General features: G+C 67.0%; 23 protein-coding genes. 22 read left to right on the top strand and 1 reads right to left on the bottom strand.

Annotated features, from left to right (window positions below; all coding sequences use genetic code 11):
• Positions 1-77 precede the first annotated feature (77 nt).
• From hslU to trmB, 16 genes are all read left to right on the top strand, one after another.
• Positions 78-1,388, top strand: coding sequence for an ATP-dependent protease ATPase subunit HslU (gene hslU, locus AC1DR6_RS16915; RefSeq protein WP_476830410.1), 1,311 nt, complete (start codon positions 78-80; stop codon positions 1,386-1,388).
• Positions 1,388-2,962 carry a murein biosynthesis integral membrane protein MurJ gene (gene murJ / locus AC1DR6_RS16910; RefSeq protein ID WP_476830409.1) on the top strand — a complete coding sequence of 525 codons (1,575 nt, stop codon included), beginning with the start codon at positions 1,388-1,390 and terminating at the stop codon, positions 2,960-2,962. The genes hslU and murJ overlap by 1 nt, the downstream gene beginning before the upstream one ends.
• Before the next feature lie 48 nt (positions 2,963-3,010).
• Positions 3,011-4,057 (top strand): tryptophan--tRNA ligase, encoded by a 1,047-nt coding sequence (gene trpS, locus AC1DR6_RS16905; protein ID WP_476830408.1) that lies wholly within the window; start codon positions 3,011-3,013, stop codon positions 4,055-4,057.
• An 81-nt stretch (positions 4,058-4,138) separates the two neighbouring features.
• Positions 4,139-4,633, top strand: coding sequence for a universal stress protein (locus tag AC1DR6_RS16900; protein WP_476830407.1), 495 nt, complete (start codon positions 4,139-4,141; stop codon positions 4,631-4,633).
• A 97-nt stretch (positions 4,634-4,730) separates the two neighbouring features.
• A complete protein-coding gene (locus AC1DR6_RS16895; protein ID WP_476830406.1) occupies positions 4,731-5,291 on the top strand; it encodes a NifU family protein in 561 nt (186 codons plus the stop codon).
• Between the two features lie 106 nt (positions 5,292-5,397).
• Positions 5,398-6,081: a tRNA (adenosine(37)-N6)-threonylcarbamoyltransferase complex dimerization subunit type 1 TsaB gene (tsaB, locus tag AC1DR6_RS16890; RefSeq protein ID WP_476830405.1), complete on the top strand. Its 684-nt coding sequence runs from the start codon at positions 5,398-5,400 to the stop codon at positions 6,079-6,081.
• Between the two features lie 53 nt (positions 6,082-6,134).
• Positions 6,135-6,644, top strand: coding sequence for a GNAT family N-acetyltransferase (locus AC1DR6_RS16885; protein ID WP_476830404.1), 510 nt, complete (start codon positions 6,135-6,137; stop codon positions 6,642-6,644).
• Positions 6,641-7,525 (top strand): lysophospholipid acyltransferase family protein, encoded by an 885-nt coding sequence (locus AC1DR6_RS16880; protein WP_476830403.1) that lies wholly within the window; start codon positions 6,641-6,643, stop codon positions 7,523-7,525. The genes AC1DR6_RS16885 and AC1DR6_RS16880 overlap by 4 nt, the downstream gene beginning before the upstream one ends.
• Before the next feature lie 112 nt (positions 7,526-7,637).
• Entirely contained in the window at positions 7,638-9,008 is a 1,371-nt protein-coding gene (miaB, locus tag AC1DR6_RS16875; protein ID WP_476830402.1) for a tRNA (N6-isopentenyl adenosine(37)-C2)-methylthiotransferase MiaB, read from the top strand.
• Between the two features lie 156 nt (positions 9,009-9,164).
• A complete protein-coding gene (locus AC1DR6_RS16870; protein ID WP_476830401.1) occupies positions 9,165-10,319 on the top strand; it encodes a PhoH family protein in 1,155 nt (384 codons plus the stop codon).
• Between the two features lie 206 nt (positions 10,320-10,525).
• Positions 10,526-10,972 (top strand): rRNA maturation RNase YbeY, encoded by a 447-nt coding sequence (gene ybeY, locus AC1DR6_RS16865; RefSeq protein ID WP_476830400.1) that lies wholly within the window; start codon positions 10,526-10,528, stop codon positions 10,970-10,972.
• Between the two features lie 5 nt (positions 10,973-10,977).
• The gene (locus AC1DR6_RS16860) at positions 10,978-11,970 is read left to right on the top strand and encodes a hemolysin family protein (RefSeq protein ID WP_476830399.1); all 993 of its coding nucleotides are present in this window, start codon (positions 10,978-10,980) and stop codon (positions 11,968-11,970) included.
• Complete coding sequence (lnt, locus tag AC1DR6_RS16855; protein WP_476830398.1) at positions 11,970-13,562, top strand: apolipoprotein N-acyltransferase; 1,593 nt, start codon at positions 11,970-11,972, stop codon at positions 13,560-13,562. Before AC1DR6_RS16860 ends, lnt begins: the two co-directional genes overlap by 1 nt.
• 124 nt (positions 13,563-13,686) lie before the next feature.
• The gene (locus AC1DR6_RS16850; RefSeq protein WP_476830397.1) at positions 13,687-14,106 is read left to right on the top strand and encodes a helix-turn-helix domain-containing protein; all 420 of its coding nucleotides are present in this window, start codon (positions 13,687-13,689) and stop codon (positions 14,104-14,106) included.
• 148 nt (positions 14,107-14,254) lie between these two features.
• Positions 14,255-15,460 carry a methionine adenosyltransferase gene (metK, locus tag AC1DR6_RS16845; protein WP_476830396.1) on the top strand — a complete coding sequence of 402 codons (1,206 nt, stop codon included), beginning with the start codon at positions 14,255-14,257 and terminating at the stop codon, positions 15,458-15,460.
• 93 nt (positions 15,461-15,553) lie between these two features.
• Entirely contained in the window at positions 15,554-16,249 is a 696-nt protein-coding gene (gene trmB, locus AC1DR6_RS16840) for a tRNA (guanine(46)-N(7))-methyltransferase TrmB (protein ID WP_476830395.1), read from the top strand.
• On the opposite strand, the gene AC1DR6_RS16835 is transcribed toward trmB, so the two are convergent.
• Positions 16,224-17,312, bottom strand: a complete 1,089-nt coding sequence (locus tag AC1DR6_RS16835; protein ID WP_476830394.1) for a DUF2336 domain-containing protein — start codon at positions 17,310-17,312, stop codon at positions 16,224-16,226. The two genes, trmB and AC1DR6_RS16835, sit on opposite strands and share 26 nt — an antisense overlap.
• A 240-nt stretch (positions 17,313-17,552) precedes the next feature.
• Between AC1DR6_RS16835 and rimP the strand changes: the two genes are divergently transcribed.
• The 6 genes from rimP (at position 17,553) to truB (ending at position 25,040) form a co-directional block, all read left to right on the top strand.
• Complete coding sequence (rimP, locus tag AC1DR6_RS16830) at positions 17,553-18,266, top strand: ribosome maturation factor RimP (RefSeq protein WP_476830393.1); 714 nt, start codon at positions 17,553-17,555, stop codon at positions 18,264-18,266.
• A gap of 5 nt (positions 18,267-18,271) precedes the next feature.
• On the top strand, positions 18,272-19,885 hold the full coding sequence (gene nusA / locus AC1DR6_RS16825) for a transcription termination factor NusA (protein WP_476830459.1): 1,614 nt from the start codon (positions 18,272-18,274) through the stop codon (positions 19,883-19,885).
• The gene (locus AC1DR6_RS16820; protein WP_476830392.1) at positions 19,882-20,571 is read left to right on the top strand and encodes an RNA-binding protein; all 690 of its coding nucleotides are present in this window, start codon (positions 19,882-19,884) and stop codon (positions 20,569-20,571) included. Before nusA ends, AC1DR6_RS16820 begins: the two co-directional genes overlap by 4 nt.
• On the top strand, positions 20,568-23,414 hold the full coding sequence (gene infB / locus AC1DR6_RS16815) for a translation initiation factor IF-2 (RefSeq protein ID WP_476830391.1): 2,847 nt from the start codon (positions 20,568-20,570) through the stop codon (positions 23,412-23,414). The genes AC1DR6_RS16820 and infB overlap by 4 nt, the downstream gene beginning before the upstream one ends.
• Before the next feature lie 230 nt (positions 23,415-23,644).
• The gene (gene rbfA, locus AC1DR6_RS16810) at positions 23,645-24,103 is read left to right on the top strand and encodes a 30S ribosome-binding factor RbfA (RefSeq protein WP_476830390.1); all 459 of its coding nucleotides are present in this window, start codon (positions 23,645-23,647) and stop codon (positions 24,101-24,103) included.
• Positions 24,093-25,040, top strand: a complete 948-nt coding sequence (gene truB, locus AC1DR6_RS16805; RefSeq protein WP_476830389.1) for a tRNA pseudouridine(55) synthase TruB — start codon at positions 24,093-24,095, stop codon at positions 25,038-25,040. Before rbfA ends, truB begins: the two co-directional genes overlap by 11 nt.
• The last annotated feature ends 25 nt before the right edge of the window (positions 25,041-25,065 follow it).

Below are 25,065 nucleotides of genomic sequence, written 5' to 3'. Positions count from 1 at the left end.
ATCCCGGATCTCCGCTTCGCTGCGTCCGGGATGACAACGCGTGGATCGGGTTCGTTCAAGCTCATAAGGTATCGCCAGTGACCAGCTTCTCCCCCCGCGAGATCGTCTCCGAGCTCGACCGCTTCATCGTCGGTCAGAAGGACGCCAAGCGCGCCGTCGCCATCGCGCTGCGCAATCGCTGGCGCCGCCAGCAGCTCGAAGGGCCTTTGCGTGAAGAGGTCTCGCCGAAGAATATCCTGATGATCGGGCCGACCGGCTGCGGCAAGACCGAAATCGCGCGTCGCCTCGCCAAGCTCGCCAACGCGCCCTTCGTTAAGGTGGAGGCGACCAAGTTTACCGAGGTCGGTTATGTCGGCCGCGACGTCGAATCGATCGTGCGAGACCTGCTTGAGATCGCGATTGCCCTGGTCCGGGAAAGCCGCCGCAAGGATGTCGCGGCCAAAGCCCATGTCGCGGCCGAAGAGCGCGTGCTCGATGCCCTCGTCGGCGCCAATTCCAGTCAGGCGACCCGCGATTCCTTCCGCCGCAAGCTGCGCGCCAACGAACTCGACGACAAGGAGATCGAGGTCGAGGTGGCGGCAGGCGCCAGTGCGAGCGCCCCGATGTTCGAGGTGCCCGGCATGCCCGGCGCCTCGATCGGTGCGATCAACCTCGGCGACATGTTCGGCAAGGCCTTCGGCCAGAAGGGCAAGCCCCGGCGCATGCTGGTCAAGGATGCCTATGCCCCGCTTCTGGCCGAGGAAAGCGATAAGCTGATCGATCAGGACGCCATCATCCAGGCGGCGATCCGCGAGGTCGAGAACAACGGCATCGTCTTCCTCGACGAAATCGACAAGATCTGCGCCCGCGAGGGCAAGGGCGGCGCCGATGTCTCGCGCGAGGGCGTGCAACGCGACCTGCTGCCGCTGATCGAGGGCACCACGGTCGCGACCAAGCATGGCGCGGTCAAGAGCGACCACATCCTGTTCATCGCGTCGGGCGCCTTCCATGTTTCGCGCCCCTCCGACCTGCTGCCGGAACTGCAGGGCCGCCTGCCGATCCGCGTCGAGCTCTCTCCCCTCGACATCGAGGATTTCAAGCGCATCCTGACCGAGACGGAAGCCAGCCTGATCAAGCAATCGGTGGCGCTGATGGCGACCGAGGAGGTCACGATCGAGTTCAAGCCGGATGCGATCGACGCCATCGCGCGCATCGCGGTCGATGTAAACTCCACGGTCGAGAATATCGGCGCGCGCCGCCTCCAGACCGTCATCGAGCGCATCCTCGACGACATCTCTTTCACGGCTCCCGACCGCTCCGGCGAGAGCGTGACGATCGATGCAGCCTATGTCGAAGCGCGAATCGGCGATCTCGCGAAGAACGCCGATCTGAGCCGGTTCATTCTCTGATGGTTTTGCCGGGTGGGTCGGCAGAGCATCCGCCGTCCCGCCTCGCTCGCGATTCCGCCGTCGTCGGGGCGGCGACGGTCGGCTCGCGGCTGCTCGGCTTTGCGCGCGACGTGCTGATCGCCCGCCTGCTCGGCGGCGGGCCCGTGGCGGATGCCTATCTCGCGGCGCTGCGGCTGCCCAATCTGGTCCGCCGCGTGCTCGGCGAAGGCGGCCTCAACGCGCCTTTCGTGCCGCTTTATCTCGAAATCGCCCGGGAGCGGGGGTTGGCTGATGCCCGCCGCTTCGCGGCGGAGGCGACCGGCAACCTCGCCTTCCTGCTCGTTCTGGTGGTCGCGGTGGGCGAACTCTTCGCGCCCTGGCTGGTGCTGGGCCTGGCCGGGGGGTTTGCCGACGAGCCGCAGACGCTGGCCTTCGCGGCCTACTACACCCGGCTGATGCTGCCCTTTCTGCTGCTGACGACGCTGGCGGCGCTATTGGCGGCGCTGCTCAATGCCGAGAAGCGATTTACCGTGGCTGCGCTCGCGCCCGCCCTGATGAATGCGCTCCTGCTCGCGCTACTGCTGTCGCTATACGCCTTCGGCTCCGCGCCTGAGGACGCGGCGCGCTGGCTGGCCATCGGCGTCAGTCTGACAGGCCTTGCCCATCTCGCCATGATCCTGCTAGCCCAGCGCAGCCTCGGCCCGATCCGCCCGTCGCTGCGCTGGTCGCACGACATGACCCGCCTGGTGAAGACGGGCGGCGCCACCTTGCTGGCGGCTTCCGCCGCGCAGCTCGTTCTGCTCGTTGCCACGCAGATCGCCTCGATCGAGCCGGGCGCGGTCTCGGCGCTGTATTACGCCGACCGCGTCTTCCAGCTGCCGCTCGGCTTCGTCGGCGTGGCGATGGGCACGGTCGTGCTCTCGGACATGGCCGAGGCCGCCGGGCGCGCCGGCCCCGACGCCATGCTGGGTCGCTCGCTGGCGCTGGGTCTTGCGCTTGCGCTGCCGGCCGGGGCCGCGCTCGTCGCTCTTGCGGATCCGATCGTGTCGGTCTTGTTCGAATATGGCCGCTTCGGCCCTGCCGACCGCCAGCGCACGGCCGCCGCGCTGGCGGGGTTCGGCTACGGACTGCCCTTTGCGGTGGCTGCCAAGGTTTTCGGACAGGTCTATTTCGCCCGTCGTCTCCCTCGGCTTCCGCTCCTCTCCGGGGGGGTCGCCATCATCGTCGTGGCGTTGACGGGGCTGCTGCTGGCGCAGCCCGGCAATGCGGCGCAAATGGCGGCGTTTGCCGCGACGCTGGCGTTTCTGGTTCAGGCTCTCTGGCTGGGGGTCAGCCTGGTGCGCGACGGGATCTGGCATCCGACGCCCGGCAATCTGCGGCCTGTTGTCGCCAGCCTCGCCGCAAGCGTCGGCATGGTCGGCGCTTTGCTGCTGCTGTTGCAGAGGTTGGCGCCATCGCTTGCGCCGGATCAGCCGGCGCTGCACCGGATCGGCGCGCTCGCGCTGGTCTGCCTGGGCGGGGCGGTTGTTTATGGCGGGCTCGGCTGGGCGCTGGGTGGCCTCGGCGCTCTCCCCTTGCGCAAGCGGCAGGCTTGAGCCAGAAGCGCCGCTTCTCTTGTCCACCGTGACGACGGAGCGAGCCCCATGTCGGGTTTTCACCAGCGCGTTTTCTCAGGAATGCAGCCGACTTCGACACTGCATCTCGGCAATTATCTGGGCGCGCTGACCAACTGGGTCGCGATGCAGGAGACGCATGAGTGCATCTACTGCGTCGTCGATATGCACGCGATCACGATGTGGCAGGACCCCGCCGACCTGAAGCGCGCGATCCGCGAGGTCACGGCCGCCTATATCGCGGCCGGTGTCGATCCCAAACGCAGCATCATCTTCAACCAGAGCCAGGTTTCCGGCCATGCCGAACTCGGCTGGGTGTTCAACTGCGTCGCCCGCCTGGGCTGGCTGAACCGCATGACCCAGTTCAAGGAGAAGGCGGGTAAGGACCGAGAGAACGCTTCGGTCGGCCTGTACGCCTATCCGAACCTGATGGCGGCCGACATTCTGCTCTACAAGGCCACGCATGTTCCGGTCGGCGAGGACCAGAAGCAGCATCTCGAGCTCACCCGCGACATCGCCCAGAAGTTCAACAACGACTTCGGCCCGCAGATCGCGGAGCTTGGCCTCGGGATGGGCGAACACGGCTTCTTCCCGCTGCCGGAACCGATGATCCAGGGGCCGGCGCCGCGCGTGATGAGCCTTCGCGACGGCACCAAGAAGATGTCGAAATCGGATGCGTCCGAATACTCCCGCATCAACCTGACGGACGATGCCGAAGCGATCTCGCAGAAAATCCGCAAGGCGAAGACCGATGCCGACGCGCTGCCCTCCGAGCCAAAGGGGCTGGAAGGCCGGCCTGAGGCGGAGAACCTCGTCGGCATTTATGCCGGACTGTCTGGAACCGCCAAGGAGGCGGTGCTGGCGCAGTTCGGTGGCAGCCAGTTCTCTGGGTTCAAGGCGGCGCTGGTCGACCTCGCGGTCGAGAAGCTCGCGCCTATCGCCGGCGAAATGCGTCGTTTGCTGGCCGAGCCGGCCCATATCGACGCGATCCTGGGCGAAGGTGCCGGACGTGCCGAAACGATCGCGGCGCCGATCATGCGCGAGGTCAAGGACATCGTCGGTTTCGTGCGGCGCTGATCCCAACCTGCGCGACGGGCTTGCGCCGGGCCCCCGGCGCAGGCCACCATGCGCGCTCCTGAAGCGGCGGCAGGTCCATCCATGGTGAAGAGACGGCGGTCCTACGAGACGGGCCATCGCGCGAAATTTCTCGTCGTAGTCGATGACAGCGACGAGTGCGGCAAGGCCGTCCGCTTTGCCGCGCGCCGCTGCGCCCGCGTCGGCGCGGCCATCGTCCTGCTCGGCGTGGCGCTCCCGCCCGAGCACGAGACCTGGCTCGGCGTCGGCGAGGTGATGCAGGCCGAAGCGGAGGCCGAAGCCGAAAAGCAACTCGATGCGGCGGCGGCGGCTGTGCGTGCGCTTGCCGGACTGGAGCCGGAAAAGATCGTGCGCACGGGCGATAAGGCCGACGAACTCCTGAAGCTGATCGAGGAAGACGAGGACATCTCGCTGCTCGTTCTCGCAGCGGGGGTCGGGCGGGATGGACCCGGCCCGCTCGTCAGCGCGATTGCCGGCAAATCCTCGGCCAGCTTCCCGATTCCGGTCGCGATCGTGCCGGGCCATCTCGAAGACGAAGAGATCGACGCGCTCGCTTGAGCGGCAATCCGTTCTTGTCCGGCTGGAATGATTCCATCCGGCGGCCTATATCGGACCCAGGAACGGCGGCCTTGAACCGCCGGCACCGGAGGCAATCATGTTCATCCAGACCGAAGCCACGCCGAACCCGGCGACCTTGAAATTCCTGCCCGGCCGTCTCGTCATGGGCAGCGGCACGCTCGACATGCGGGAATCGGCCGAGGCCGAGCGCTCGCCGCTGGCGCAACGCCTCTTCGGCGTGCCGGGCGTCTCCGGCGTCTTCCTTGGCTCCGACTTCATCACGGTGACCAAGGCCGATGTCGAATGGCCCCATCTGAAGCCCGCGATCCTTGGCGCGATCATGGAGCATTTCATGTCGGGCGCGCCGGTGCTCGCCGAAGGCGCCGACATGGCGTTGAACGAGGAGGGCGAGTTCTTCGAGCCGTCCGACGCCCAGACGGTCGAGACGATCAAGGACCTGCTGGAAACCCGGATTCGCCCGGCGGTGGCAGGCGACGGCGGCGACATCACCTTTCGCGGCTATCGCGACGGCACCGTCTATCTCGCGATGAAGGGCTCCTGCTCCGGATGCCCCTCCTCCACCGCGACCCTCAAGCACGGCATCCAGAATCTACTGCGCCATTTTCTGCCCGAGGTGCAGGACGTCGAGGCGGTTTGACCGGCTCGGACCTGATAGGGTCAGACTGGATACACCGTCCCGGACGCCTTCGCCCGGGACGACATGCCGTTTCCTCGCGACTTCTCGGTAGGTTGAACTCGTCTCGATGCGCATTCTTGCGATAGACACCGCGCTCGGCGCCTGCTCGGCCTGCGTCCTGGATGCCGGAACGGAAAACCCTCTCGCGAGCGAGCAGTTGCCGATGGAGCGGGGTCATGCCGAAGCCCTGATGCCGCTGGTCGAGCGCGTGATGAAGCACGTCGAAGGCGGCTTCGGCTCGCTCGGTCGTGTTGCCGTCACCGTGGGGCCTGGGAGCTATACGGGGCTGCGCGTCGGCGTCAGCGCGGCTCGTGCCATCGCCTTCGCGGTAGGCATTCCGGCCGTGGGCGTGACCACGGTCGCGGCCTGCGCGGCGCCTTTGATCGGGCGCGAACCGGGCCGGGTCGTCGCCGCCGCGCTCGATGCCCGCCATGGTCAGGTCTGGTTCCAGGCGCTGACCTCAGGCGGCAAGCCGCTCGTTTCGCTGCGGCAGGTGAGCTATCGCGATGCCGCGCGCGCGATCGGCGCCGGACCAGTCAGCCTGGTCGGCTCCTCCGCGCTCGCCGTCGCCAACGAGGCCTGGGCGATCGGGCTCGATGCGCTGGTGATCGATGCCGCCCGGGCGCCAGACATTGCCTGGGTCGCCCGGCTCGGCCTGATCGCCGACCCCGACGGTGCCCCGCCGCGCCCGCTTTACCTCAAGGCGCCGGAAACGACGCCGCAGGACAAGGCGCGGTTGCCGCGCCGGTGACCCTCCCTCGCAAAACAGGGTTGACCCTGCGCCAGCACATGCCAACAAGCGGCATGGCGAACAGCGTCGACTGGCTCCGCAAGCTTCTGCGCCCCCATGCAGGCCCCGTTCGGACCGGTCGGCTGGATGTCGGCCATGCCGGCCGGGTCGCGGCGCTTCACCATCAGGGCGGGTTTGCGCGTGGCTGGGAGCCCGGCGAATGCGCGGCGTTGATCGCGGATGCGACTGTGGTGGCCGATGGCGCCTTTTGCGGGCGCGGACGGGAGCCGGACGGTTTCGTATTGTCCCGCAAGGCGGCGGATGAGAGCGAGATTCTCTGCATCGTCGTCTCGCCGGCTCACCGCCGCGATGGACTGGGACGGGCCTTGCTGGCCGCGCATCTGGCACGGCTGGCCGCCGAGGGCGTTGCGCATGTCTTCCTCGAGGTCGAGGACGGAAACCAGCCGGCGGAACGTCTCTACCGGCATTTCGGCTTCCGGGAAGTCGGCCGTCGCAAGGGCTATTATCCCAAGGCCGACGGCTCGCGCGCAGGCGCGATCGCGATGCGGCTGGATCTCGGGTGACGATCGCGCCCGATCCATCTGTCACGACGCCAGCGCAGCCCGGTGAGATCGCGGCCGCGAGCGGTCGGGACCGGTCGTCCTTGAGCGGCATCGGGATCGGCGCGATCGTCAGGCTCGCAGTGCTCGTGCTGGGAACGCTAGTGCTTCTGCCGTTGCAGCTTGCGGCGGTTCGCATCGCACCGGGCAAGGCCGGCGCCTTGCCGCGCCGCTTTCACCGCCTCGTCTGCCTGTGCCTCGGCGTCCGCCGGCGCTTGAAGGGGACGCCGCCGCCGACTGGCACGGGCGTGCTGATTGTCGCCAACCACGTCTCCTGGCTGGATATCAGCGTTCTTGGGGCCGAGCGCACGCTGTCTTTCGTAGCGAAGAGCGAGGTCGCGGGCTGGCCGGTGATCGGCGCGCTCGCGGGCCTGCAACGCACCGTCTATATCGACCGGCAGCGTCGCGGCGCCACCGCCGGCACGGCGGCCGTCATGGGTGCGCGGCTGGCGGCCGGCGACGACATCGTGCTCTTCGCCGAAGGCACGACCGGCGACGGCACCCGCATCCTGCCTTTCCGCTCCTCGCTGCTCGGCGCGGCACAGCACGCGATCGACGAAGCCGGTGGAGATGTGACGGTCTACCCGCTGACGATCACCTATACCGGCACGCAAGGCCTGCCCGGCGGCCGCACCGACAGGGCGGCGCTGGCCTGGTACGGCGACACCGAACTCGTCCCGCATCTCAGGCATGTGCTCGCCAGCGGCAAGGTGGATGTCGAGCTGGAATGGGGCGCGCCGATCGTGATGGGCAAGGCAACTTCCCGCAAGGAGACGGCGCGACAGGCTGAGGCGAGCGTGCGCAGCGCACGGCGCCGCGCCGTCGCGGGCCGCCCGGCGGGATAGAGCGGAGCGGGCTGGCGCGCAGCTTGCTTGCCCTTAAGTCGGAGGCGGACCGGCCGTTTCCAAGCCGCGCGAACCGGAGTATGCAGACGGTTTGGAGAACCTGACCGCGACGATGAAGAAAGTCCACATCAAGTCCTTCGGCTGCCAGATGAACGTCTATGACGGACAGCGCATGGCCGACATCCTGGGCGAACAGGGCTTCGAGGAGACGGCGTCGCCGGAAGGTGCGGACCTCATCCTCCTGAACACCTGCCATATCCGCGAACGCGCGGTGCAGAAGGTCTACACCGAGCTCGGCAAGCTGCGGGACCTCAAGAACGCGCAGAAGGCGGAAGGGCACGATGTCCGCATCGTCGTCGCCGGCTGCGTGGCCCAGGCCGAGGGCGCCGAGATCCAGCGCCGCCAGCCGGCCGTCGATCTGGTCGTCGGCCCGCAGGCCTATCATCGCCTGCCCGAGCTGCTCACTGAGGCGGCGACCAGGCGCGTCGTCGATACCGATCTGCCGAGCGAGGACAAGTTCGGCTTCTTGCCGGCCCCGAAGCCGCAGGCGATCCGCGCGCGCGGCGTATCCGCCTTCGTCACGGTGCAGGAAGGCTGTGACAAGTTCTGTGCCTTCTGCGTCGTGCCTTATACGCGCGGTGCCGAGTTCTCGCGCCCTGTCGCGCAGGTCATGGCGGAGGTTGAGCGCCTCGCCGAGGCCGGCGTGCGCGACGTCACCCTGATCGGGCAGAACGTCAACGCCTATCACGGGCAAGGCCCGGACGGCGCCGTCTGGGGCTTGGCCAGGATGATGCGGCGGGTCGCCGAAGTGCCGGGCATCGCCCGCATCCGCTACTCCACGAGCCATCCGCGCGACATGGATGACGAGCTGATCGCCCTCCATCGCGATCTGCCTCAGGCGATGCCCTTCCTGCATCTGCCGGTGCAGGCGGGCTCCGACCGCATCCTGGCGGCGATGAACCGCAAGCATACCGGCGATGAATACCGCCGCCTGATCGAGCGTATCCGGAACGCCCGGCCGGATATCGCGCTCTCGTCCGATTTCATCGTCGGCTTTCCCGGAGAGAGGGATGCCGATTTCGAGGATACGATGCGCCTTGTCGAAGAGGTCGGCTTCGCGTCGAGCTATTCCTTCAAATACTCGCCGCGCCCCGGCACGCCCGCCTCGGATCTGGCCGAGCAGGTCCCCCGCGAGGTGATGGACGAGCGGCTCTACCGGCTGCAGGCTCGCATCGAGCATCACCGTCAGGCCTTCAATACCGCGATGATCGGCCGCGAGGTCGAAATCCTGCTGGAGCGCGCGGGCCGCTATCCTGGCCAGCTCGCCGGCAAGTCGCCTTACCTGCAGGCGGTGCAGATCGAAGATGACACCCATCGAATCGGCGACATCGTCCGCGTCGTCATCGAGCGAACGGGCACCAATTCCCTGTTCGGCCGGCTGGTCCCCGAGGAGAATGTGTCGAGCAAGGACATGGCGGCTTGAGCGCGCCCGTCCTCGCCCCCATCTCGATCCTGATGGTGGTCTGTCATCAGGCTGAAATCGTTGCGTTCGGTTATGCTGAGAGACGATCCCGCCGGTCGTTCCTGCCCGGCCGGAACACACGTCAGGGAGATGACGCATTTGGCACAGGCTGACTCGATGACGCCGAGACCGGACAGAAACCCCCGGCGCGAACCCGCGCCGGCGCGTGGCGAAGGTCTCGCCGGCGCAAGCTTGCCGGCGACGGAGGTCACGCTGACCTTCGAGGACAACCGTCTCGCCAGCCTCGTCTTCGGGCAGTACGACCAGCATCTCGCCCATCTCGAACGGCGGCTCGGCGTCGTCGTCAGCCCCAATGGCAACCATGTCACCGTGAAGGGCCCGCGCGAGACGGCGGAACAGGCCGGACGCGTGCTGAAGACGCTTTATGCCCGCGCCAAGGCGAGCGCGCCGGTCACGCTCGGTGATGTCGACGGCGCGATCGAGGAGAGCAACGTCCAGCGCTCGTTGTTCCCGACGGCCGACGCCGGCAAGGCGGCCTTTGACGCGGTGGTGACGCGAAAGCGCGGCCCCGTCCGGGCCCGCAACGCGGCACAGGACGCCTATCTGCGCCAGCTCAAGCGTCACGAGCTGACGTTGGCCGAGGGGCCGGCCGGCACCGGAAAGACCTGGCTGGCGGTCGGACATGCCGTCTCGCTGATCGAGCAGGGCGTCGTCGAGCGCATGATTCTGTCGCGTCCGGCGGTCGAGGCCGGCGAGCGGCTCGGCTTCCTGCCCGGCGACATGCGCGAGAAGGTCGATCCCTATCTCCGGCCGATCTACGACGCCTTGAACGATTTCATGGAAGCGCGCCATGTCGAGCGCGGCCTCCAGACCGGCATGATCGAGATTGCGCCGCTGGCCTTCATGCGCGGCCGCACGCTGTCCAACGCGGTCGTCCTGCTCGACGAGGCGCAGAACACCACCTCGATGCAGATGAAGATGTTCCTCACCCGCCTGGGCGAGGGCTCGCGCATGATCATCACTGGCGATCCCTCGCAGATCGACTTGCCCCCGGGCCAGCGCTCCGGCCTCGTCGAAGCGGTGAAGCTGCTGAAGGATGTCGAGGGCATAGGCTATGCCCGCTTCGAGGAAGGCGATGTCGTGCGCCACGATCTGGTGCGCCGCATCGTCATGGCCTATGAGTCCCAGGCACGCCGCGAGCGCGACGAGCGCGAGGAAGCGATGCGTCGCCCCGCAGGGGCCTCCGCGCCGCAGGGCGAGGGCGATAGCGAAGGATTGAAGCGGATGCTGGCGCGGGAGCGGCCGCGATGACGGATCGACCTCGCGCGCGGCGCTCAGTGCCGCCCGCGAAGACTGGAGCATTTTCGAGCGAAGCGGGCACCGGTTCGCGTGAAAACAATGCTTCTGCGCGCATCGGAGAATCGCGCAGGGACGTCGGCCCCGAGCTTGTTCTCGACATTCGGGCCCAGTCGCGTCTCTGGCGGGAGTTGGGGGATCTGAAAACCCTCAGGGCCCTGGTGAACGAGGCCCTTGCGGCCGGGCTCGCCGTCGCGCCGAGGCGGCCGCTCGACGGTGCCGAGCTAAGCGTTTTGCTGACCGACGACCGCCGCATTCGCATCGTCAACCGCGACTGGCGCGGCTTCGACAAGGCGACCAATGTCCTGTCCTTTCCCGCGGCAGCGCCCGAGCGTATCGAAGGCAGTCCGTTGCTCGGCGATATCGTCGTCGCCTACGAGACGGTCGCGCGCGAGGCGCAGGCCGAAGGCAAGAGCCTTCCCGACCATTTCCGCCATCTGGTGATCCACGGCCTGCTGCATTTGCTCGGCGAGGATCACGAGACCGAAACCGAGGCCCAGCGCATGGAAGCGCTCGAGGTTGCGGCGCTGGCTCATCTCGGCATTGCCGATCCTTATGCCGATGCCGAGCTTCTGGCCGTGCCGGCGCCCTCCCTGGCAGAACATTGACGACGATGAGCGACGACAGTCGACAATCACAGAACGACAATGGCGGACGTGGCCTCGGCCATTGGCTCAGTCATTTCCTGGATCGCCTCGGGGTGCGAGGCGGCGGCACCGCCCGCGAGGATATCGTGGAGGCCCTGGCCGGGTCGAATGGCGAGCTTACCGATCTTTCGGTGCAGGAACGCGCCATGCTCACCAACGTGTTGAGCCTGCGCGAGCGTCGCGTCGGCGACGTGATGGTGCCGCGCGCCGATATCGCTGCCGTGCCCGCCGACGTCACGCTGGACCAGCTCCTCGCCTATTTCCGCACGGCCGGCCATTCCCGCCTGCCGGTCTTCGACGATTCGCTCGATGATCCCCGCGGCATGGTGCATATCCGCGACTTCCTCGAATACATCGCCGAAAAGGCCAAGCCCGCCGATGCAAACGCGGCGCTCGCGGGCGAGGCGGTCGTGTCGACGCCGCATAATCTCGCCTCGGTCGATCTCAACAAGCTGCTCTCTGCGACCAAGCTGCTGCGCCCGGTGCTCTATGTTCCGCCCTCGATGCCGGCGGTCGATCTGCTCGTGCGGATGCAGGCGACGCGGACGCATATCGCTCTCGTCATCGACGAATACGGTGGTACCGATGGGCTCGTCTCGATCGAGGATCTGATCGAGATCGTGGTCGGCGACATCGAAGACGAGCACGACATGGACGAGGCTTCGATCATGCCAGCGGGCGACAACTGCTTCACCGCCGATGCCCGTGCTACGCTCGACGAACTGAAGAAGGCCACCGGTGTCGATCTGTCGGGCAACGAGGTGGCCGACGACATCGACACGCTGGGTGGCCTGATCGTCACGCTGGCGGGCCGCGTGCCGACGCAAGGCGAAATCGTCGAAGGTCCCGAGGGCCTTTCGTTCGAGGTGCTCGACTCCGACCAGCGCCGGGTCAAGCGCCTCACTATCCGGCGCCGGGACGAGACGGCGCCGCAGGAAGCGGCGATGGAACCCGGCTGATGCGCCTGACCGGCGTCGCCGAGGCCGTCATTCTCGCCTGGGGATGGCGCAAGCGCCTGATCGCCTTCGCCTCAGGCGCTTGCGGAGCCCTGGCGCTGGCCCCGCTGGATTGGTGGCCGGTGGTGGTCGTTCCGATGACGATCGCGATCTGGCTGGTCGATGGAGCGGTCGGCGCGACGGCGGGTCAGCGCTTCCGCGCCGGCTTCGCTGCCGGCTGGTGGTGGGGCTTCGGCTTCTTCATCGCCGGACTCTGGTGGCTGGGCGCCGCCTTTCTGGTCGAGGCCGACAAATTCGCCTGGGCGATGCCGCTTGGCGTCGTGGTGCTCCCAGCCTTCCTCGCCTTCTTCCCAGCTCTGGCCTTCGGGTGCTCGCGTCTGTTCTGGCCTCGTGGAGCGACGCGGATTCTGGTGCTGGCCGCGATGCTGGGCCTCAGCGAGTGGCTGCGTGGCCATGTGTTCACGGGCTTCCCGTGGAATGTTTACGGTATGATGCTAACCGGCGAGATCCATCTCGAGCAGGTCGCCTCGCTGTTCGGGCTCTATGGGCTGACCCTGTTTGCGGTCGCGATCAGCGCCGCGCCGGCGACGATCGGCACCGGCGACACGGTTTCCGCCCGGTGGGCGGCCCCGCTCCTGGCCTTGCTGACGCTCGCCGGCTTCTTCGGCTACGGGTTCTGGCGCGTGCCGGCCGCCCCGTCTCCGGTGGTCGCGGGCGTCAAGCTTCGCCTGATGCAGCCCAATCTCTCCTTGGATGCCAAGTTCAACGGCGCCAACGGGCCCGCTATCCTCGAGCAATATCTCGAGCTCAGCGACCGGGCGACGAGCCCCGAGAATCCCGGTCTGCAGGGCGTCACCCACCTGATCTGGCCCGAATCGGCCTTTCCCTTCCTGCTAGGCCGCACGCCGGGCGCGCTGTCGCGCATCGCCGCCGCGCTCCCGCCGGACGTCACGCTGATCACGGGTGCCGCCCGCGCCGGCGAGGCGCTGCCGGGCGAGGGGCGCCCGCCGATCTACAATTCAATTCAGGTGGTTAACGACGAAGGCGCCATCCTTTCCAGCTACGACAAGGTTCATCTCGTCCCCTTCGGCGAATATCTCCCGCCTTTTTTGGGCACGTTGATCCGGGCCGTCGGGCTCTCGCAATTCGTTTCGGTGCCCGGCGGCTTCTCGTCCGGCACCCGCCACGCTCCGATTTCGATCAAAGGCCTGCCGCCGGCGGCACCCTTGATCTGCTACGAGGTAGTTTTTCCCGGAGAGGTCACGCCGCCCGGGCCGCGCCCGGCTTTTTTCCTCAATCTCACCAATGATGGCTGGTTCGGCGTCACCAGCGGGCCGCATCAGCATTTCGCCCAGGCCCGGCTGCGCAGCGTCGAGGAAGGATTACCGCTGGTGCGCGTCGCCAATACCGGCATCTCGGGCGTCGTCGATGCCTATGGCCGCGTCGTCGCCAGCTTGCCGCTCGGGACGCAGGGCGTTCTCGATGTCGCCTTGCCGCGAAGTGGTCCGATGACGCTCTATGCTCGTATGGGTGATGCGATCTTTGCCGGGCTGTCGGTCTTATTTCTGGCCATATCGTCCATCAGACGACGGTGAGCAAGTCGGTAGTGGACGTTACGTCAAGGCGGTAGACCGCGTCCTGAACTTGTAATACATCACGCCTCCCGCGCCGACCAGGATTGCGGCTCCTGGCCTGACGAAGGCTTTCACAGGTGACCAGGTGACAGTTCTCAAAAAAGTTCCCAACCCCATCGACAGGCATGTCGGAAGCCGCGTCCGCATGCGTCGTATGCTTGCAGGGATTAGCCAGGAAAAGCTTGGCGAGGCCCTGGGCTTGACCTTTCAGCAGGTCCAGAAATACGAAAAAGGCTCGAACCGCATCAGCGCCAGCCGCCTTCAGCAGATCGCCAAGATGCTGGACGTGCCGGTCGCGTTCTTTTTCGATGGCGCGCCGACTGGTGATCTGGTCACCGGCGGTTTCGCCGACTCGGCCTCGACCACTTACATCTCGGACTTCCTCTCCACGAGCGAAGGCGTGCAGCTGACCAAGGCCTTCATTCGGATTAAGAGCAGCCGCGTGCGCCGTCGCGTGATCGACCTCATTGAGGCGATGGCAGAGGAAGACGGGCAAAAAGCCTGATTTCCGCATATTTACGTCCGGGTTGCCGAACGATCTTCCCGATAAACGAATTTGGGACTTGACGGCGAACGTGTCCGGCCGCATTGACGTGCCGCGTTTTCAGCGCGGCGCCATGCCGCCGCGCTCTCCCGTCGGATCGAGGTCGACCGTGTCACGCCAGAACTATCTCTTCACCAGCGAGTCGGTTTCCGAAGGCCATCCCGACAAGGTCTGCGACCGGATCTCGGATGAGATCGTCGATCTGTTCTTCAAGGAAGCGATCAAGGCCGGCTACGAGCCGTCGAAGGTCCGCGTCGCGGCCGAGACGCTTGCGACCACCAACCGCGTCGTCATCGCCGGCGAGGTTCGCACCTCGCTCGACGAGAAGAAGCTGAAGAGCAAGGTCAAGTCGGCCGCGCGCAAGGCGATCAAGGCGATCGGCTACGAGCAGGACGGCTTCCACTGGAAGAACTGCAAGATCGAGGTGCTGCTGCACGCGCAGTCGGCCGACATCGCCCAGGGCGTCGATGCCTCCGGCAACAAGGATGAAGGCGCTGGCGACCAGGGCATCATGTTCGGTTATGCCTGCCGCGAGACGCCCGAGCTGATGCCGGCGCCGATCTACTACGCCCACAAGATCCTTGAAGTGCTGGCCAAGGCCCGCCACGCCAAGGAGGGCGCCGCTGCCAAGCTCGGACCCGACGCCAAGAGCCAGGTCACGATCAGGTACGAGAACGGCAAGCCTGTCGGCGTGACGCAGATCGTGCTCTCGACCCAGCATCTCGACGAGAAGCTCACCTCGGCCGATGTCCGCAAGATCGTCGAGCCCTATATCCGCCAGGCCCTGCCGGAAGGCTGGATCTCGAAGGAGACCGTCTGGCACATCAACCCGACCGGCAAGTTCGTCATCGGCGGGCCCGATGGCGATGCCGGCCTGACCGGCCGCAAGATCATCGTGGACACCTATGGCGGCGCCGCGCCCCATGGCGGCGGTGCTTTTTCGGGCAAGGACCCGACAAAGGTCGACCGTTCGGCGGCCTATGCGGCGCGCTATCTCGCCAAGAACGTCGTCGCGGCCAAGCTCGCCGACCGCGCCACGATCCAGCTTTCCTACGCCATCGGCGTCGCCAAGCCGCTGTCGATCTATGTCGACCTGCACGGCACCGGCAAGGTCGATGAAGCGAAGCTGGAAGAGGTTCTCGGCCAGATCATGGATTTGTCGCCGAACGGTATCCGCAACCATCTCGGCCTCAACAAGCCGATCTACGCCAAGACTTCGGCCTACGGCCATTTCGGCCGCAAGGCCGGCCGCGACGGCTCCTTCTCCTGGGAAAAGACCGACCTCGTCGACGCGCTCAAGAAGGCCGTCGCCTGAGGCAGTAAGATCGCCTGATGTGAAAAGGCCGGAGCGGATCGCTCCGGCCTTTTCCTTTTGCTACAGGCTTCGGTTCCTGCGAGACGATCCCCAATGACCCATGACCCCGACCACGACGAGCGCGCCTTCTTCGGCCGTCGCAAGGGCAAGGCCCTGCGCGACGGGCAGAGCCATCTGATCGAGCATGTCCTGCCGCGCCTGCGGTTGCCGGAGGGCGAGATCGCCGACCTCGGCGGGCTTTTCCCGCAGCCCGTCGAGGCGATCAGGCTGGAGATCGGCTTCGGCGGCGGCGAGCATCTGCTGATGCGCATGCGCGAGAGCCCGCAGATCGGTTTTATCGGCGTTGAGCCTTTCATCAACGGCATGGCGAAGCTGCTTGCCGTGGCCGAACGCGAAGGGCTGACCAATATCCGGGTCTGGGACGGGGATGCCGCGCTGATGCTGCCGCGACTTCCTGTCGGCGGCCTCGATGCCATCGACCTGCTTTATCCCGATCCCTGGCCGAAGCGCCGGCAGCGCAAGCGCCGCTTTGTCTCCGAGCGGACGCTCGAGCTGCTCGCGCGGACCTTGCGGCCGGGCGGTCGCTTCCGCTTCGCCAGCGACATCGACGATTATGTCGGCTGGACGCTGGCGCGGCTTCTGGCCTCGCCCGATTTCGACTGGGCGGACGAACGCGCCGATGATTGGCGCCGTCCTTATGCGGGGTGGCTTCGCACCCGCTACGAGGCAAAGGCGGTCCGGGAAGGCCGGGCCTCGAGCTACCTCACGGCCTTGCGTCGCGCATCCTGAGGAAGCCGAGCACCCGCTCGGCCGTGGCTTTGCCGATATTCCGGAAGCTCAGCTTCGCGCGCTCGATCGCGGCGTCCGACTTGCCGAGATCCTGCCGGAGCGAGATCAGCGCCGCCGTCGTCTCCCACGACCAGCCGAGGCCGCGTGCCACGAGCAGAACCGCCTCGCGGTCGGCGCCCAGGAGCACTTGCTCGCTGGCCGGCAGGCTGAGCTGCGCCAGCAGCGCGAAGGCACAGGTTGCATGATCGCCCGCGCCTTCGCGGGCAAAGGCCTGGAGTTTTGCCTCGTCGAGCTGGCCGCTCGCCTGCAGGGCCTGCATCTCGGCCAGGACGGCGTTGACGGTCGCGAGCTCACCCGGCATCGCGTTTTCGGCCGCCACCGCTTCGGCGCCGCGCTCGACGGCCCCATTCACCACCTGGGCCAGGCTCGGCGCCAGATCCTCGTTGAGCCGCCGGCGCGCCGCGTGCTTGGCGGCCGTCATGAGCTGCTCTGCCAGCTCGCCCGGAATATCCTGGCGCTGGCCCAGCGTCGCCTGCAGCATGTCGTCCTGGCCGGCTCGCATCACCATCACGCCCATGCCGTGGCGCGAAAAGCGGGCGGTCTGGTTGGCCGCGACGGAATGGGTCACGATTCGGCCGCCGCGCAGAATCAGGAAATCCGTCACGGAATCGCCGAGGCCGGGCCGCTCCGAGATCGCCAGCATATGGTCGCGCCCCTTCGCCGCTGAGATCGCGACCAGATCGGGATCGCTGAGCCGCGGCGAACGGAGCAGGACGGAGCGCGCCACCGCGATCTCGTCCAGCGCGAGCTGACGCACGACTGTGCCGGGCGCGTTGGGCACGGGCGCCAGTCGCTCGGCGAGTTCCACCCGTGCACGCAGCTCGATCGCCCGCGCAAGGCGCCCGATGACGACGTCGAAGATGCCGACCTGATCCTCGTCCATCTGCGGAGCCGTGGCGAGGAAGAGGTCCGTCATCCGCGACAGGATGGTCTCGCGCTCCTCCCCGGAGCCGTGACGCATCGTCGTTTCCAGGTCCCGCAACAGGGTGCCGACCGCACTCATTCCACATCCTCACGCAACGCCTTGGCAGGCAGGGTGGCATGCAAGGATGACCATCGCGTTAGCGCGACCGGCGGGGGGCGGGCGCCCGGCTTGCATCTTGAGGCGATGCGGATTACACAGCGCCACAACAGCTCTGGTATCGGTGTAGGCCGGTGATCAAGAGCGGGCCCACCGGCCCGCTCTTTTTTATTGGCCTCGACCCTGCCTCGCACCGCGCCGGTCCGGCTCATGGACGAACCGATGAACGAAGAACAGATATCCGCGCCGGCCTCAGCCGAGCCCGAGGCGCGCATCGTCGTCGAAGGCGGTGTCGCTGCGCGCGTCGCGACGATCATCGAGCCCGCGATCGCCGATCTCGGCTACCGGCTGGTCCGGGTCCGTATTTCCGCGCAGAACGGCTGCACCGTGCAGATCATGGCCGAGCGGCCGGACGGCACGATGAATGTCGAGGGATGCGAGGCGATCAGCCAGGCGATCTCGCCGCTGCTCGATGTCGACGACCCCGTGCAGGCGGCCTACCATCTCGAGATATCGTCGCCGGGCATCGACCGGCCGCTGGTGCGCGCGAGCGATTTCGAGCGCTGGGCCGGCCATCTCTCCAAGATCGAGATGAGCCAGCTCGTGGATGGCCGCAAGCGCTTTCGCGGCATCCTGCGCGGCATCGACGGGCCCTACGCGCTGCTCTCGCGCGACGACGCCAAGAACGAAGAAGAGCGTGACGTCGCCATCCCGATGGCGCTGATCGAGGAGGCGCGGCTGATGTTGACCGACGCGCTCGTCACGGAATCGCTGCGCCGCGGCAAATCCGGCCTTCCGCCGGAGATGCCGGCGGCCGAAGACATCGCCGGCCCCAAAAAAGGTCGCGGCAAATCGCTGGGTCCCCGTCCGGGCAAGAAGTCCGGGCCGGCTCCGCAAGACACCGACACGCAAGAAACCGGTACGAAAGAGGAGTGAGCGCCATGGTCGTCGCCGCCAACAGGCTGGAATGGCTGCAGATCGCGGACGCCGTCGCCCGCGAGAAGTCGATCGACCGTCAGATCGTGCTCGATGCGATGGAGGACGCCATCGCTCGTGCCGCCCGCTCGCGCTACGGCGCCGAGACCGACGTGCATGCCGAAATCAACACCAAGACCGGTGAGCTCAGGCTCGCCCGTCACCTTCAGGTGGTCGATACGGTCGAGAACCCCGCGATCGAGATCACCGTCGACGAGGCCAAGCGCCACAATCCGGCGGCTCAGGCCGGCGACGTCATCGCCGATCCGCTGCCGCCCTTCGATTTCGGCCGCATCGCGGCCCAGTCGGCCAAGCAGGTCATCGTGCAGAAAGTGCGCGAGGCCGAGCGCGATCGTCAGTATGACGAGTTCAAGGATCGCATCGGCGAGATCGTCAACGGCGCGGTCAAGCGCGTCGAATACGGCAACGTCTTCGTCGATCTCGGCCGTGGCGAGGCGATCATCCGTCGCGACGAGATGATCCCGCGCGAAACCTTCAAGGTCGGCGACCGTGCCCGCGCTTATGTCTATGACGTGCGTCGCGAGCCGCGCGGCCCGCAGATCTTCCTGTCGCGCACGCATCCGCAGTTCATGGCCAAGCTTTTCGGGCAGGAAGTGCCGGAAATCTATGACGGTATCGTCGAGGTGAAGGCTGTCGCGCGTGATCCGGGCTCCCGCGCCAAGATCGCTGTGATCTCGCGCGATTCCTCGATCGACCCGGTCGGCGCCTGCGTCGGCATGCGCGGATCCCGCGTGCAGGCTGTCGTCGGTGAGCTGCAGGGCGAGAAGGTCGACATCATCCCGTGGTCGCCTGATATCGCGACCTTCGTCGTCAACGCGCTGCAGCCGGCAGAAGTCGCCAAGGTCGTGCTCGACGAGGAGGCCGACAAGATCGAGGTCGTGGTGCCCGACGAGCAGCTTTCGCTCGCGATCGGCCGTCGTGGCCAGAACGTGCGCCTCGCCTCGCAGCTCACCGGCTGGGACATCGACATCCTGACCGAGGCCGAGGAATCGGAGCGGCGCCAGAAGGAGTTCGTCTCGCGCACGGACATCTTCATGAATGCGCTGAACGTCGATGAGACGGTCGGCCAGCTTCTGGCCTCCGAAGGCTTTCGCACGGTCGAGGAGGTCGCTTATGTCGATCTCGGCGAACTGGCCTCGATCGAGGGCTTCGACGAGGAGACGGCGACCGAGCTCCAGACCCGCGCGCAGGACTATCTCGCCGCGGTCGAGGCCGAATTCGACGACAAGCGCCGTGCGCTGGGCGTCGAGGACGCCTTGCGCGAAGTCGAGGGCATCACCACCTCCATGATGGTCGCGCTGGGCGAGAACGACGTGAAGAACGTCGAGGATCTTGCCGGCTGCGCCACCGACGATCTCGTCGGCTGGACCGAGCGCAAGGATGGCGAGGCCACCCGCCACCCGGGCTATCTCGACGGTTTCGATCTCTCGCGTCAGGATGCCGAGGCCATTATCATGGCCGCGCGCGTCCAGGCCGGATGGATCGAGGCCCCGACTGAAGAGGTCGAGGCTGAAGCTGAGGCCGACGAGGCGGCAGGGGCCTTAGGACCTTCCCGATGAAGGCGGAGCGGAACGAGGGGTCGGAGCGGAGTTGCGTCGTGACGCGCACCGTCAAGGCGCCCGATGATCTGATCCGCTTCGTCGCAGGTCCCGACGGCACGCTTGTTCCCGATCTGCGGCGCAAGCTGCCCGGGCGCGGCGTCTGGGCGAGCCTCAGCCGCAAGACGGTGGTCGAGGCGATCAAGCGCAAGGCTTTCGAGCGCTCGCTGAAGACCCAGGTGACGGTGCCGCCCGAGCTGCCGGAGACGATCGACAGGTTGATGCTTCGCGATGCGTTGCAGGCCCTGTCGATGGCCAACAAGGCAGGGCTGGTGACGGCCGGCTTTGCCAAGGTCGAGGCGCAGATCGAAAGCGGGCGTTGCAAGGCGGTCATCGCCGCCAGCGACGGCGCAGATGACGGCAAGCGCAAGATCGGCCAGGCGGTCCGGCGGCTCTCCGTCACCCGCCAGGCCGCAGGGCTCAAGGCCCGGGAACTGCCCGTCGTCGCGATTTTCTCGACGGCGGATTTGGAATTGGCGTTGGGGCGGGCACATGTGATACATGCCGCGCTTGCTCCGGGTCCGGCGACTGAGGGTATCCTCTCCCGCTGGCGTCGGCTCGTCCGTTATCGGACGGACGATACCGCCGCATCCGACCAGAACGATACCGAAGATACGACCGAACCGGCAGGACCGAACGCGGAATGACCGATACCAAGACCCCGGGCGACAAGACACTCTCCGTCAACCCGCCCAAAACCCTATCGTTGAAGCGGCCCGAGCAGAGCGTTGTTCGGCAGAGCTTTTCGCATGGGCGCACCAAGCAGGTCGTCGTCGAGGTCAAGCGCCGCGTCGCCGGGCATGATGTCAAGGAACCCGTCGCCCCCCGCGCTGCGCCCGCTCAGGTTCAGCCGGCGCCGACGCCGCGTCCTGCTGCGCCGACCCCCGCGCCGCGCCCCGCCAACAGCATGCTGCTGCGGACCTTGTCCAACGAGGAGAAGGAAGCCCGCCAGCGCGCCTTGACCGATGCGCGCAGCAGCGACGCGGAAGCCCGCCGGATCGCGGAGGACGAGGCGCGCCAGCGTGCCGCTGCCGGCGAGCTGGACCGCCGCGAGCGCGAAGCTGTCGCCGCGCGCCAGCGCGAGGAAGACGAGCGTCGCCGTCAGGAAGACGATCTCAAGCGCCGCGCCGAGGCGGACGAGCGCAAGCGCGCGGAAGAGGCGGCCGCACCCCGTCCCGCCGCCCCGCGCGAACAGGCGCCCGCCCCGCAGGCCGCCAGCCCGGCGCCGCGTTCCGATTATGCCCGTCCCGATCAGGGTCGCCCCGATTATCAGCGGCCGGTCTCTACTGGACCGCGCGGTGATTTCGGTGGTCCCCGGCCTCCGGTGCGCGACATGGGCGCTCGCCCGCCGCGTCTGGATTCCCGTCCGCCGCGTCTCGACACCCCCCGCACGCCCCGTGTCGACACCACGGCTCCGTCAGAGCCCGCGATCACGCGTCCAGTTCGGCAGGCGCCGTCGACCGGCGCGCCGCGCAACCGGTCCGATGTCGACGTCAAGGCCGCATTCCGCCGCCCGAGCGTCGGGGCCGGCCCTGGCCGCGGCCCTGCCGCGCCCGCAGCGCCCAAGACCCCGCGTGTCGGCGAGAAGCTTCGCGGACGCCTGACCCTTTCGACCGCCACGGGCGGCGAGGACGAGCGCACGCGCTCGGTCGCCTCCTTCCGTCGGCGCGTCCAGCGCATGACGGGCCATCGCGCCTCCGACGCTCAGAAGGAGCGGGTGATGCGCGAGGTGATCATCCCCGAGACGATCACCATCCAGGAACTCGCCAACCGCATGACCGAGCGCGGCGTCGATGTCATCCGCCTGCTGATGAAGCAGGGCGCGATGCACAAGATCACCGACGTGATCGATGCCGACACCGCCCAGCTCGTCGCCGAGGAGATGGGCCATACCGTCAAGCGCGTCGCCGATTCGGACGTCGAGGATGGTCTGTTCGATACGCCCGACACCGATGAGATGCTGACCTCGCGTCCGGCCGTCGTGACCATCATGGGCCATGTCGACCACGGCAAGACTTCGCTGCTTGATGCGATCCGCAAGACCAAGGTCGTCACCGGCGAGGCCGGCGGCATCACCCAGCACATCGGCGCCTATCAGGTGATGACGCCGTCTGGCGCCAAGGTGACCTTCATCGACACGCCCGGCCACGCCGCCTTCACCGCGATGCGCGCCCGTGGTGCCAAGGTGACGGACATCGTCGTGCTGGTCGTCGCAGCCGATGACGGCGTCATGCCGCAGACGGCCGAAGCCATCAGTCATGCCAAGGCCGCCGGCGTGCCGCTGATCGTGGCGATCAACAAGATCGACAAGACCGATGCCAGCCCGGAGCGCGTGCGCGCCGAGCTTCTGCAATACGAGATCCAGGTCGAAACTCTCGGCGGCGAGACGCTCGAAGTCGAGGTGTCCGCTAAGACCGGACACAACCTCGACAAGCTGCTCGAGGCGATCGCGCTCCAGGCCGAATTGCTCGACCTCAAATCCAACCCGGAGCGTCCCTCCGAGGGCACGGTCATCGAAGCCAAGCTCGATCGCGGCCGTGGCCCGGTCGCGACCGTGCTGGTCCAGCGCGGCACGCTGCGCACCGGCGACATCGTCGTGGCGGGCGCCGAATGGGGCCGCGTCCGCGCGCTCATCGGCGACACCGGCGCGCAGCTCAAGGAGGCTCCGCCCTCCATGCCGGTCGAGGTGCTCGGCTTCAACGGCACGCCTGAGGCCGGTGACCGCGTCGCGGTCGTCGAGTCCGAGGCGCGTGCCCGCGAGATTACCGACTACCGCGAGCGCCAGCGTCGCGACCGCCTCGCCGTGCGCGGTGCGGCCTCGGGTGCCGGCCGTTCGCTTGCCGACATGATGCGCGACCTCAAGGAAGGCGCAGGCCGCAAGGAGTTCCCGCTCGTCGTCAAGGGCGACGTGCAGGGTTCGGTCGAAGCCATCGTCGGAGCGCTCGAGAAGGTCGGCAACGACGAGGTCCGTGCTCGCGTGCTGTCTTCGGGCGTCGGCGCGATCACTGAATCGGACGTCACGCTCGCCCAGGCTTCGGGCGCGGTGGTCGTCGGCTTCAACGTCCGTGCGCATAAGGAAGCGCGCGAGGCGGCGGAGCGGGTCGGCGTCGAAATCCGCTATTACAACATCATCTACAACCTGATGGATGACGTGAAGGATGCGATGTCGGGCCTGCTGGCTCCGACCCTGCGCGAGACCATGCTCGGCAACGCGACGATCCTCGAGATCTTCGCGGTCTCGAAGGTCGGCAAGATCGCCGGCTGTCGCGTCACCGACGGCACGATCGAGCGCGGCGCGAATGTCCGCCTGATCCGCGACAATGTCGTGGTTCACGAGGGCAAGCTTTCCCAGCTCAAGCGTTTCAAGGACGACGCCAAGGAAGTCGTGGCCGGCCAGGAATGCGGCATGTCCTTCGAGAACTATCAGGACATGCGCGCCGGCGACGTGATCGAGTGTTATCGCGTCGAAGAGATCAAGCGCAGCCTGTAAGGCTTCCGCTTCCCGAAACAACACGTCATGGCCGGGCTCGTCCCGGCCATCTCGTGACGAGAAGAGCGCGCAGAAGCGTCGGATAACTCCGACGCTTCTGCAATGAGATCGGTCATCGTGGCCACGTCCAAAAGGACGCGCGATGATCGAGGCGCCTTGTCTTCTGAGAGATGGTCGGCCTTGTCCGACCGTGACGTTTGATCCGGTCCGATCCCGGAGAACGAGACACCATGGCAAAACCGTCCAAGCCCACAGGTCCGTCCCACCGGCAATTGCGCATCGGCGAGCTCATCCGCCACGCGCTGGCCGGGATGCTCGCGCGGGGCGATATCCATGACGATGTGCTGGCCCGGCACGTCGTGACTGTACCGGAGGTTCGCCTCTCGCCCGATCTCAAGCTCGCCACCGCCTACATCATGCCGCTCGGCGGGCAGGATATTCCGGCCGTACTCAAGGCGCTGGAGGCAAACAAGAAATACATGCGTGGCGAGATCGCCCACAGCGTGAACCTGAAATACGCGCCGGATCTCCGGTTTCGTGCCGATGAGAGCTTTTCCCAGGCCGAGCGCATCGACGCGCTGCTGGATACCGACAAGGTCCGCCGCGATACGCTGGTCGAGCGCCTGAAGATCGACAAGACCCTGGAAGACCAAGCCCCTGAAAACGATCGCCGTGACGATGACCGCTGAAAACGTGACGCAGACCGCTCAGGAGCAGGATGCCGCACCGGCGCCACGCCCCAAGAAGCGCGATATCCATGGCTGGGTGGTGCTGGACAAGCCGATCGGCATGACCTCGACCCATGCGGTCAGTGTGGTCAAGCGCGCCTTTTCCGCCAAGAAGGCCGGCCATGCCGGCACGCTCGACCCGCTGGCGTCGGGCCTGCTGCCGATAGCGTTGGGGGAGGCCACCAAGACGGTGCCTTTCGTGATGGACGGCCGCAAGGCGTATCAGTTCACGGTCGCCTGGGGCACGCAGACCAATACCGACGACACCGAAGGCCGTGTGATCGCGACATCGGAGCAGCGCCCGGAGGCGGCGGCGATCGTCGCCCTGCTGCCGCGCTTTACCGGCACCATCATGCAGACGCCGCCGAAATTCTCGGCGATCAAGATCGCCGGTGAACGCGCTTACGACCTGGCCCGCGACGGCGAGGAGGTCGAGCTTCAGGCCCGGCCGGTCGAGATCGATGCGCTGACCATCGTCAGCCATGACGGTGCCACCACCACCTTCGAAGCCGAATGCGGCAAGGGCACCTATGTCCGCGCCATCGCCCGTGACCTCGGCCTCGCGCTGGGTTGCCTCGGCCATGTCGCGCATCTGCGCCGCACGCGCGTCGGGCCCTTCACGCTTTTGGAAGCCGCCAGCGTCGAGACGCTGCGGGAGAGCCCGGAAAGCGCATTGGCGGCACTTCAGCCGGTCAAGGCCGCACTGACGCTCATCCCCGAGATCGTCCTGCACCGCGATGCCGCCAACCGGCTCAAGCGCGGCCAGAGCGCCCTGTTGCGGGGCGCCGGCGCCCCGATCGAACTCGATGCGGCCTATGCGACCTGCGCCGGCACGCTGGTCTCGACCGGTTCGGTTCAGAACGGGGAGTTCGTCCCCCACCGCGTCTTCAATCTCTGAAATATTGCTCGCCGGCGGTCGATGC

This window comes from Allobosea sp. P5_A5 (genome assembly GCF_056400625.1).
This window is presented reverse-complemented; position numbering and strand designations above follow the sequence as displayed.